Genomic DNA, 9,309 nt, shown 5'->3' with positions numbered 1-9,309 from the left:
TCGCCCGGGCGCGGGAGGTGGTCGGCGCCGGCCCCACCTATGTGTCCTTCGATGTCGACAGCCTGGACCCCGGCTTCGCGCCCGGCACCGGCACGCCCGAGGTCGGCGGCCTGCAGCCGCGCGAGGTGCTGGAGCTGCTGCGCGGCCTGGCCGGCATCGATTTCGTCGGCGGCGACGTGGTCGAGGTGGCGCCGCAATACGATGCGACCAGCAACACCGCCCAGTGCGGCGCCCAGGTGCTGTTCGAGCTGCTGTGCCTGGCCGCCAGGACGAGGTCGGACGCGGCGCGCCGCTGAGGCGCCACGGGGACCTATCCCCGGAACCGAACCCGGTTGAAGCTGCGCTCGAGCTTGGCCTGGCCGAGTTCGAGCACGATCGACATCAGCCAGTAGATGGCCGAGGCCGTGATCAGCATCTCGACATGCCGGAACTCGGTCTGGCCCTGGGTGCGGGCGAGATACATCAGCTCCCACACCCCGATGACGGAGACGAGGGTGCTGTCCTTCAGCATGGCGATGAACTGGTTCCCGGTGGGCGGGATGATGACCCGCATCGCCTGCGGCAGGATTACCTTGCGCAGCACCAGGTGCGGCGGCAGGCCCAGCGCCCGCGCCGCCTCCCACTGGCCGCGCGGAATGCTCTCGATGCCGGCGCGGAAGATCTCGGTCATATAGGCGCCGTAGCACAGCGACAGGGCGGCGATGCCGGCCGGCACCGCCTTCACCACATAGCCCAGCTGCGGCAGGCCCATATAGATGATGTAGACCTGCATCAACAGCGGCAGGCCGCGGAAGATCGAGGTGTAGAAGGTGGCCAGCGCAAAGGCGATGCCGTTGCGCGACAGCTTTGCGATCGCCCCGGCCATGGCCAGGACGAAGGCGATGGCGATCGAGGCGGCGGAGACATAGAGCGTCGTCGTCACGCCCTGGGTGATCAGGAAGCCGATCTTGCGCTCGACGAATTCGAGGCTGAGGTTGAAGGAGCGGAAGAAGATCACCAGCCAGAACAGCAACTCGGCCCAGATCACCGCGATCTGCCAGACCCGCGGCAGGAAGACGATGGCGTAGAAATTCGCCAGCATCACCAGGGTGACGACCACGGCGGCGGCGACGTTGCCGGCCCAGCCCGCGGCCGCGGGCTCGCCGATCAGCGCGACGCCGGCCTGGCCGAGCCAGGTGTCCTTCAGCCCGCAGGCCCAGAACACCAGGAACAGGACGACCGCCAGCGGCAGGAAGACGGCCGGCCTGGTGGAGATGCGGGGATATTCGACCTTGTCCGCGTACATCGTCTCCCCGCTCTCTGCTCCGTTCCTGACGAGGCCGGCGTTCAGGCGGCCTTGCGCTCGCGCCAGGCATCCATCGCCTGATAGGTCCAATAGGTCAGCTGGGCCGCCGCCCGCCCGAAGGGGCCACCGTTCCAGGCCAGGCCGAAGGGCTCGAACAGCCGGACGCGATCGCTCTCGCCCGTGATCGCCTCGGCGATAACCTTGCCGCCGATCGCCGTGGTGTTCATGCCGTGGCCGCCGAAAGCGGTGCAGTACCAGATTCCGGGCTGCAGCCGCCCGATCTGCGGCATCAGATGGCGGGCATAGGACATCAGCCCCGACCAGGCGATCTCGACCCTCACATCGGCCAGCTGCGGATAGGTCGTCACCATCTCGTGGTGCAGCCGCTCGGCCAAGTCGCGCGGGTCGCTGGTGCGGGTGGTGATGCGGCCGCCCCACAGGATCCGCTCACCCCCGACCACGCGGTAATAGTCGCCGGCCCGGCGGTCGTCGCCGATCGCGGCCGTGGTCCGGATCGCGTCAGCGATGCGGTCCCGGATCGGCTCGGTCAGCAGGACATAGGTGGCGATCGGCAGGAAGGCCCGCCGCAACGCCGGGCACACGGAATCGGTGTAGCCGCCGCCGGCGAAGACGACGTCGCCGCACTCGACCTGTCCGCCCGCCGTGGTCACGACCTTGCGCGGCCTGTCCAGCTGCGCCCCCGTGACCAGGCTGTCCTCATGCACCCGCCCGCCCAGGCGCCGCAACTCGCGGACCAGGGCGCGGGCATAGTTCAGGGGATGGAAGTGGAAAGAGTCGGCGTCATACAGCGCCTGATGGTATTTCGGCGAGAGGAGATGCGACCGGACCTCATCGCGCGGCATGAAGCGCAACGGCCGACCGAAGTCGCGCTCCATCCGGTCGCGATACGACTGCAGGGCCGCGGCGCCGTCATAGCGGATGGCGGCGATGATGCCGTGCACCGGCGCCGCATCGGCGATGGCGAGATCGCGGATATTGTCGGCGACGATCCGCACGCCCTCCATCGACAGCCGGTACAGCGACGCGGCGGCGTCGCGCCCCGCCAGCCTTTCGATGGCGTCGAGGCCGGTGGCATAGCCGGGGGACACGAAGCCGCCGTTGCGGCCGGACGCGCCCCAGGCGACGCGCCGCCCCTCCAGCAGCACCACCTGCCGGCCGCGCCGCGCCAGCTCCAGCGCCGCGGTGATGCCGGCGAGGCCGCCGCCGACGACGCACGCATCGGCGCTCACCCGGCCGGACAGTGCCGGGAACCGCTCGGCGGCGGTCAGCGTGCGGCTGTAATAGGTGTCGACATAGGAAGCCGGCATGGCGTCTCCAGGAACGGCGGTCACAAGGCGCGGCCGCCGAACGGCCGCGCCGGCGACGGGGACGTCACTTGGCGGTCGAGACCGTCATCTGGCTATAGTCGCGGCCATACCATTTCTGGGAGAATTTCGAGATGGTGCCGTCCGCACGCATCGCGCCGATGATCTCCTTGAGCTTGGCGTCCCATTCGGCGTCGCCCTTGTCAGCGACCACCACCAGCGGCTCGAAGAAGGCGTAGTCGCCCTGCAGCACCTTGACCGGATAGCCGCTCTTGATGGCGCCGAGCGCCGTCTGTTCCGGCGCGACGATCGCATCGATGCGGACGCCGTCGCCGAGGCGCAGATCGTCGAACGGCTCGATCGACCCGGGATAGGTGCGGACCTCGCCCGGCTGGACGTCATAGGTGAAGGGGGGCACGTCGGGCGCGTCGATCTCCAGCCGCCGGTTGATGTAGTCCTCCGACGTGGTCGAGGTCTCGACCCCGATGACCTTGCCGTTCAGGTCCGACCGCTTCGTCGCCTTCGAGTCCTTGTGCACCACGAAGACATAGGGGCTGTAGTAGTAGACCGCCGGGAAATCCAGTACCTGGGCCCGCGCCTTGGTCGGCGTGATCGAGCCCACCGCCACGTCCCAGCGCCCCTGCCAATGGCCGCCGGTCATCACCTGCCATTCCGGCGTGTCGAACTGGACCTCGGCGCCAAGGCGCTTGGCGATCTCCTTCGCCATGTCGATGTCGAAGCCGTCGAGCTCGTTGGCGTCGTTGAGGAATCCCTGCGGCGGCCAGTTCGCGTTGGTGGCGACGTGCAGCACCTTGGTCGACGTCACCCGGTCCAGCGTCTGGCCGGCCTGGGCCGGCAACCCGGCGCAGGCCAGCGCCGCGGCAATGGCTGCGACCGACAGCATCTTTCCGAACATGGTTCCTCCCCGATGTTGATTATGGGTTCGCCGAGCATAAGCACAGTGTCAGACGACTGACAAGTTGCCGTACCGGAGCAGCTACCGGCGCGCGAAGCTGAACGAGAAGGCGCTGCCGCGATGATAGTCGTGTGCGTAGAGCACCGGGCGGCCTGACGCGGAATAGCAGATCTCGGAGATCAGGAAGGCCGGGCCGAAATCCGCAAGGCCATGCGATTCAACCACATCCGGTGGCAGGAGGCCGGCGGAGGCGGTGGCGGCGGAGGCGAGCGGCCGATGACCGCAGCGGTCGAGCAGCTCGCACAGCGACCCGTTCCAGTCGAGCGCCGAGAGGTCGGCCGGCAGGATCGGCCGGGGCACCAGGTCGATCGAGTAGATGATCGCCGCATCGCCCTGCAGCCGCAGCCGCTCCAGTCTGACAACTGGAGCCCCCTTCGGGATGGCGAGGGCCGTCGCGGTCTCCTGATCCGCCCCGGCCTCGGACAGATCCAGCACCTTGTTCTCCGGCGCGTAGCCGAAGTGCCGGACCATGTCGGTCACGCTCTCGAAGCAGGTGATCGGCCGCTTCACCCGCACCGCCGCGGCGGCGGAGACGAAACGCCCCCGGCCGTGCACGACCGTGACCATCCCCTCCTGCTCCAGCAGCTTGAGCGCCTCGCGCAGCGCGGGCCGGGAGATCCGGAACCGCTCGGTCAGCTCCGCTTCGGTCGGCAGCTTGTCGCCGGGCTTCAGCCGCCCGCGGTCGATCAACGCGGTGATCTCGTCCCGGAGCCGGACGCTCAGCGCCCGCTCGTCCCGAAGCGCGGTGGCCACGAACGCCCTCCCCGACCGACTGCGACACGGCAGCCGTTCGGCTACCGTCAGACAACATCAGCGGCGTCGCCTTTCGGGTCAAGCGATGCCGATCAGCACACGCTGGATGACGTTGTCTGACAATTATGCTGCTGATACTAAAGATGAGCCGCTGATCGACTTCGACGCCGGATCCCGCCACCAATGCGGCTCGATGATCAACCTCGGCGCGCCAGCCCCCAAATATCCCGCCTGCTCGCGCGTCTGATCGGCTGTTGATCATGCTACCGGCTGATGTCGATCGTCACCGTCTTCAAATCCGACATCTCCAGCAGCGTGTGGCGGCCGCCGGTGCGGCCGATGCCGCTGCTGGTCCCGGCGGCGCCGCCGGCCGGGATATGCGTCTCCCAATAGGGGCTCATCTCGTTGACGTTGACGATGCCGACCTTCAGCGCCTCCGCCCAGCGGAAGGCGTGGCGGATGGTCTGGGTGAACACCGCGGCGGACAGGCCGAGCCGACTCTTGCTGACGATGCGGTGCGCCTCCTCCTCGTCGCGGAAGCGCAGCACCGGCACCACCGGGCCGAAGGTCTCGTCGACATTCAGCAGGCTGTCGGGCGACAGGTCGGCGATCACCGTCGGCTGGTAGTGCAGCCGGGTCGGCAGGCCCTCGGCGCGTCCGCCGCCGAACAGGATCGAGGCGCCGCGCTGCCGGGCGTCGGCCAGATGGGCGTCGACCTTCTGCGCGTTCGGCTCGTTGTTCAGCGGGCCCATGGTGGTGGCGGGGTCGAACGGGTCGCCCATACGCACCGCCCGGGCCGCCGCGACCAGCTTCTCGACGAAGGCGTCGTGCACCGCCTCGGCCACCAGGATGCGCTCGGTCGAGGTGCAGATCTGGCCGGCATTGGCGAAGCAGCCGGCCACCGCCCGCGCTGCGGCGGTGTCAAGATCGGCATCGGCCAGGACGATGGTCGGGCCGTTGCCGCCCAGCTCCACCATCAGCGGCTTGCCGGCGCCGCGCGACGCGATGATCCGCCCGGTCTCGGAGCTGCCGGTGAAGGCAATCGCGTCGGTGCCGGGGTTGGACACGATTTCGTCGCCGACTTCCGGCCCGTCGCCGATGACGAGGTTGACGACCCCGTCCGGCACGCCCGCCTCGATCAGGCATTCCATCAGCTTCTCGGCGATGATCGAGGTGGTCGGGGCCGGCACCCAGACCATGGCGTTGCCGGTGGCGAGGCCCGGGGCGAGGTAGTAGATCGACGGCAGCGCCAGCGGGAAGTTCCAGGGCGTGACGATGCCGAACACGCCCTTGGGCTGCAGGAAGCTGAAGGCGCGCTTGTTGCGGTCCTCGACCGGGAAGCACGCCGTCTCCAGCCACTTGATCTGCTCGCCGGCATTGCGGAAGGCGGCGACCGCGGCGCCGGCCTCGCCCAGCGCCTCGGCATGGTAGGGCTTGCCCTGCTCCAGGCTCAGGGTGCGGGCCAGGTCCTCCTTGCGCTTTTCGATCGCGTCGGCGATGGCGAAACAGAGCTTCGACCGCTCCCACACCGACAGGCCGGCGATCTTCGGCTTGGCCGCCTGGGCCGCGGCGATCGCCCGCTGGGCGTCGGCACGGGTGCCGAGCGGCACGAAGCCGACCACCGCCCCGGTGGCCGGGCTGGTGACCTCGAGGAACTCGCCGGAGCCGCCCTCCTCCCACCGCCCGCCGATGCGCATGCGGCTGACCGGCGCGCCGGAGGGCGCGGTGGTGACCTTCAGGCCCTTGATCGTCTTCATCGGGATCATCTCGGTTGGAGGGTGAGGATCAGAGACCGGCGTAGCTGTCACGGAGACGCAGCACCGCCTCGAGCGACCGGGTGACGGCAGCCTCGTAAAGCTTCGCCCCGGCCTCGGCGGTGGCGTCGGCGGGACGGCCGATCACCCCGGTCGGGTTGATCTCCTCGAAGCCGCGCCAGACCGTGATCGGGCTGGGCGAGTACAGATGCGGGTCCGGCCAGCAGGAGGGCGTGCCGCCCGTCGGGATCGCCCCTTCCCGCGCCGAGCCCGGAAACAGGTGCAGCATCAGCGAGGTCTCCAGCGCGCAGGCATGGCCGCAGCCCCGGTCGGCATCGGGCAGGATCGCCGCCGCATCCTCGCGGATCAGGTCGAAATAGGAGAAGGCGGCGCTGCGCACGCCGTCCGCTCCCAGCTCCGACACCGCCACCTGCAGCGCGCCGCGGTTGCCGCCATGGCCGTTCAGCACGATCGGGAAGAAGCCGTCGCGGGCCAGCGACCGGCAGACATCGACGACGATGGCGATGAAGGTCGACGGCCGCAGGCTGATCGTGCCGGGAAAGGCCAGGTGATGCGCCGAGAAGCCGTAGGAGATCGGCTCCGCCACCCGGATCGATGGGTCGCGGCCGGCGACGCCCAGCGCCACCGCCGTGGCTAGCCAGATGTCAACGCCGGTCGCCAGGTGCGGCCCGTGCTGCTCCACGGCGCCGGTCGGCACCAGCACGGCGCCGCGGGCCTTGCCGAGTTTGCCGAGCTCCGGCGACGGGCTCCAGGCCAGGCGGCCGGGGCCGGGAGCGAAGGGGGGCGAACTCATCCGATACGTCCTTCATCGAGGCGCAGGCGCAGCATCCGGATCCCGGCATCGGCGATCAGCGCCAGGACGATGATCGCGCCCTTGAACAGATCGATGCTGGACGGATCCACGCCGAAGACGCGCAGGGCATTGGTCAGGAGGCTGACGATGACGGCGCCGATCACCACCCCGGCGACCGTGCCGCGGCCGCCGAAGATGCTGGTGCCGCCCAGCACCGCCGCGGCGATGGCGTCGAGCAGCAGTGGCGTGCCGCCGAGATTGGGGGTGACGACCGGCACCCGGCTGATCATCAGCACCGCGGTCAGGAAGGTGAAGATGGCGGCGACGACATAGGTCAGCAGCTGCTGCCGCGGCAGCGGCACGCCGGCCAGCTGCGCCGCAGCCGGGTCGGAGCCGATGGCGTAGGTGCGCAGCCCGAAGCGGGTCCAGCGCATCAGTGCCCAGGCGCCGATGGCGATCAGCCCGACCAGCAGCACGGAATTCGGAATGCCGGCCGTCTGCCCGACGCCGATGTCCTTCAGGGTCGGGCTCTTCAGGATCAGCACGCCCTTCTGCGCCACCCACAGCGTCGCCCCCTGCACCGCCACCATGGTGGCCAGCGTAACGACAAAGGGCGGCACGCGGAGATAGCCGACCAGCAGGCCGTTCAGCAGCCCCAGCAGCGCCATGGTGACGAGGCCGGCCAGCAGGGCCAGGGCCAGCGGATCGCCGGCATCCAGCCGCCCGGCCATCACCACGCTGCAGAAGGCGACCGCCACCCCGGCCGAAAGGTCGATGCCCCCGGTCAGCAGCACCACGAAGGCGCCGAGCCCCAGCAGCGCCACCGGCGTGGCCTGGGCCAGCACGTTGCGCAGGCTGTCCGGTGTCACCACCCGCGCATCGATCAGGCCGAACGCCGCGACCAGCAGGATCAGCAGCAGCAGCGGCGCCAGGTCGAGGGCGCGGCGGAGCCAGGGGTGGCGGGCGTTGTCCATCAGCCGCGCCAGTCGGCGACCGCCTCGGGTTGGCCGCTGGCGACGCTGCGCCGGATCGCGTCGTTGACCGCGACGGCGCGCAGCGCCTCGGGCACCGACATGACGAAGGGCTTGTCCTCGCGCACCGCCTGCACGAAATGGCGCAGTTCCTCATACAGGTCGCCCATGATCCGGCCGTTGACGGTCGGCCAGTGCAGCCCGTCGGGCAGGCTCCAGGCGCCGCTGGACAGCACGCGCAGCCCGTGGTCGCGGACGTCGAGGTCGACCACGCCCTTGGTGCCGATCACCTCGGTCCGGGCCCAGATGCCGGTCGGGATGTCGCTGGGCAGCGACCAGCCGAAATACAGCTGGCCGACCATGCCGTTCGACATCTCGCAGGTGGTGAAGATCGCGTCCTCGGACTGCACGCCGAGGCTCGGCATCAGCTTGGAGACGGCACGGGAATACACCCGGGTGACGTCGGCGCCGCTGATCCACTGCAGCGCGTCAACATCGTGCACGCCGAGATAGAAGCAGACGCTGGAGGAGCCGTTCATGCGGGTGCCGATGTCGCGCACCGTGAACCGGCCGGAGGAGGCGTGGATCGGGTCGCCGATCCTCCCGGCCCTTACCGCCTCCGCCGCCTGCACATAACGCGGGTCATGGCGCAGGATATGGGCCACCAGCAGGCGGCCGCCGCCCTTCCGCTCCGCCGCGGCCATGGCCTGCGCCGCCTCCAGCGTGTGCGCCATCGGCTTCTCGACCAGCACCGGCTTTCCGGCCTCGAGCAGGGCGCAGGTGACGTCCTGGTGCAGCGTGTCCGGCAGCGCCACGACATAGGCGTCGGCGGCATCGGCGGCCAGCGCCGCCTGGACGTCGCTGAAGTGCCGGGCGCCGTACTGGTCGGCCATCTTCCGGCCGAGCTCCGCCGACAGGTCGACGATCGCCGACAAGGTCGCCGTCTCCAGCCCGGCGATCGCCTGGGCGTGGAACTGCCCCATGAAGCCGGCGCCGACGATGGCCAATCTCATCCTGCTCATCCCGCTACCCTCTCCTGTGTCGTCGGGCGTTGCGCTTCGGCGCTGCGACCGAAGGCCAGCGCCATCACCTCGGTCTCGGTCGCGCCGCGCGGCAGCTCGCCGGCGGTGCGGCCCTCATGCATCACCACGATGCGGTCGGCGACGCCCAGCACCTCGGGCAGCTCGCTCGACACCATCAGGATCCCGGCGCCCTGCGCCTTCAGCTCGGCAATCAAAGCGTGCAGCTCCGACTTCGCGCCGACATCGACGCCGCGGGTCGGCTCGTCCAGCAGCAGCACCCGCGGGCGCGTGGCCAGCCACTTGCCGATCACCACCTTCTGCTGGTTGCCGCCGGACAGGTCGCCGACGCGCTTGCGCGGATCGGGCGGGCGGACGCCGAGCTGCCGGATCAGCCGCGCGGCCTCGGCCG

11 protein-coding genes are annotated in these 9,309 nt (G+C 69.8%); 2 read left to right on the top strand and 9 right to left on the bottom strand.

Features of this window, described 5'->3' with window-relative positions:
- Positions 1–296: arginase family protein (locus ABDW35_RS25090; RefSeq protein ID WP_343716592.1), on the top strand; the 296-nt coding region annotated here is incomplete at its 5' end.
- Positions 297–310: 14 nt separating this feature from the next.
- Here ABDW35_RS25090 and ABDW35_RS25085 read toward each other — a convergent pair.
- The 4 genes from ABDW35_RS25085 to ABDW35_RS25070 all read right to left on the bottom strand — a co-directional run bounded on the left by ABDW35_RS25085 (position 311) and on the right by ABDW35_RS25070 (position 4,339).
- Positions 311–1,285 carry an amino acid ABC transporter permease gene (locus ABDW35_RS25085; RefSeq protein WP_343716591.1) on the bottom strand — a complete coding sequence of 325 codons (975 nt, stop codon included), beginning with the start codon at positions 1,283–1,285 and terminating at the stop codon, positions 311–313.
- Positions 1,286–1,326: 41 nt separating this feature from the next.
- A complete protein-coding gene (locus tag ABDW35_RS25080) occupies positions 1,327–2,613 on the bottom strand; it encodes an FAD-binding oxidoreductase (protein WP_343716590.1) in 1,287 nt (428 codons plus the stop codon).
- A gap of 64 nt (positions 2,614–2,677) precedes the next feature.
- Entirely contained in the window at positions 2,678–3,526 is an 849-nt protein-coding gene (locus ABDW35_RS25075) for a transporter substrate-binding domain-containing protein (protein ID WP_343716589.1), read from the bottom strand.
- Between the two features lie 81 nt (positions 3,527–3,607).
- Entirely contained in the window at positions 3,608–4,339 is a 732-nt protein-coding gene (locus ABDW35_RS25070) for a GntR family transcriptional regulator (RefSeq protein ID WP_343716588.1), read from the bottom strand.
- Positions 4,340–4,424: 85 nt separating this feature from the next.
- On the opposite strand from ABDW35_RS25070, the gene ABDW35_RS25065 reads away from it, so the two are divergent.
- Positions 4,425–4,586: a hypothetical protein gene (locus ABDW35_RS25065; RefSeq protein WP_343716587.1), complete on the top strand. Its 162-nt coding sequence runs from the start codon at positions 4,425–4,427 to the stop codon at positions 4,584–4,586.
- Between the two features lie 16 nt (positions 4,587–4,602).
- On the opposite strand, the gene ABDW35_RS25060 is transcribed toward ABDW35_RS25065, so the two are convergent.
- The 5 genes from ABDW35_RS25060 to ABDW35_RS25040 form a co-directional block, all read right to left on the bottom strand.
- Entirely contained in the window at positions 4,603–6,096 is a 1,494-nt protein-coding gene (locus ABDW35_RS25060) for an aldehyde dehydrogenase family protein (protein WP_343716586.1), read from the bottom strand.
- Positions 6,097–6,124: 28 nt separating this feature from the next.
- A complete protein-coding gene (locus ABDW35_RS25055; protein WP_343716585.1) occupies positions 6,125–6,907 on the bottom strand; it encodes a creatininase family protein in 783 nt (260 codons plus the stop codon).
- Positions 6,904–7,881, bottom strand: a complete 978-nt coding sequence (locus ABDW35_RS25050; protein ID WP_343716584.1) for an ABC transporter permease — start codon at positions 7,879–7,881, stop codon at positions 6,904–6,906. The genes ABDW35_RS25055 and ABDW35_RS25050 overlap by 4 nt, the downstream gene beginning before the upstream one ends.
- Complete coding sequence (locus tag ABDW35_RS25045) at positions 7,881–8,891, bottom strand: Gfo/Idh/MocA family oxidoreductase (RefSeq protein ID WP_343716583.1); 1,011 nt, start codon at positions 8,889–8,891, stop codon at positions 7,881–7,883. The genes ABDW35_RS25050 and ABDW35_RS25045 overlap by 1 nt, the downstream gene beginning before the upstream one ends.
- A 5-nt stretch (positions 8,892–8,896) precedes the next feature.
- Positions 8,897–9,309 (bottom strand): ATP-binding cassette domain-containing protein (locus tag ABDW35_RS25040; RefSeq protein WP_343716582.1); only part of this gene is annotated, 413 nt, incomplete at its 5' end.

It is taken from the genome of Inquilinus sp., assembly GCF_039594555.1.
Lineage (GTDB): Bacteria > Pseudomonadota > Alphaproteobacteria > DSM-16000 > Inquilinaceae > Inquilinus.
This window is presented reverse-complemented; position numbering and strand designations above follow the sequence as displayed.

What these genes read in the sequence shown, in the direction of transcription:
- ABDW35_RS25060 (WP_343716586.1), bottom strand. Translation starts at nt 6,096, where the DNA reads ATGAAGACGATCAAGGGCCTGAAGGTCACCACCGCGCCCTCCGGCGCG.
- ABDW35_RS25075 (WP_343716589.1), bottom strand. Translation starts at nt 3,526, where the DNA reads ATGTTCGGAAAGATGCTGTCGGTCGCAGCCATTGCCGCGGCGCTGGCC.
- ABDW35_RS25050 (WP_343716584.1), bottom strand. Translation starts at nt 7,881, where the DNA reads ATGGACAACGCCCGCCACCCCTGGCTCCGCCGCGCCCTCGACCTGGCG.
- ABDW35_RS25055 (WP_343716585.1), bottom strand. Translation starts at nt 6,907, where the DNA reads ATGAGTTCGCCCCCCTTCGCTCCCGGCCCCGGCCGCCTGGCCTGGAGC.
- ABDW35_RS25045 (WP_343716583.1), bottom strand. Translation starts at nt 8,891, where the DNA reads ATGAGATTGGCCATCGTCGGCGCCGGCTTCATGGGGCAGTTCCACGCC.
- ABDW35_RS25065 (WP_343716587.1), top strand. Translation starts at nt 4,425, where the DNA reads ATGCCGATCAGCACACGCTGGATGACGTTGTCTGACAATTATGCTGCT.
- ABDW35_RS25085 (WP_343716591.1), bottom strand. Translation starts at nt 1,285, where the DNA reads ATGTACGCGGACAAGGTCGAATATCCCCGCATCTCCACCAGGCCGGCC.
- ABDW35_RS25080 (WP_343716590.1), bottom strand. Translation starts at nt 2,613, where the DNA reads ATGCCGGCTTCCTATGTCGACACCTATTACAGCCGCACGCTGACCGCC.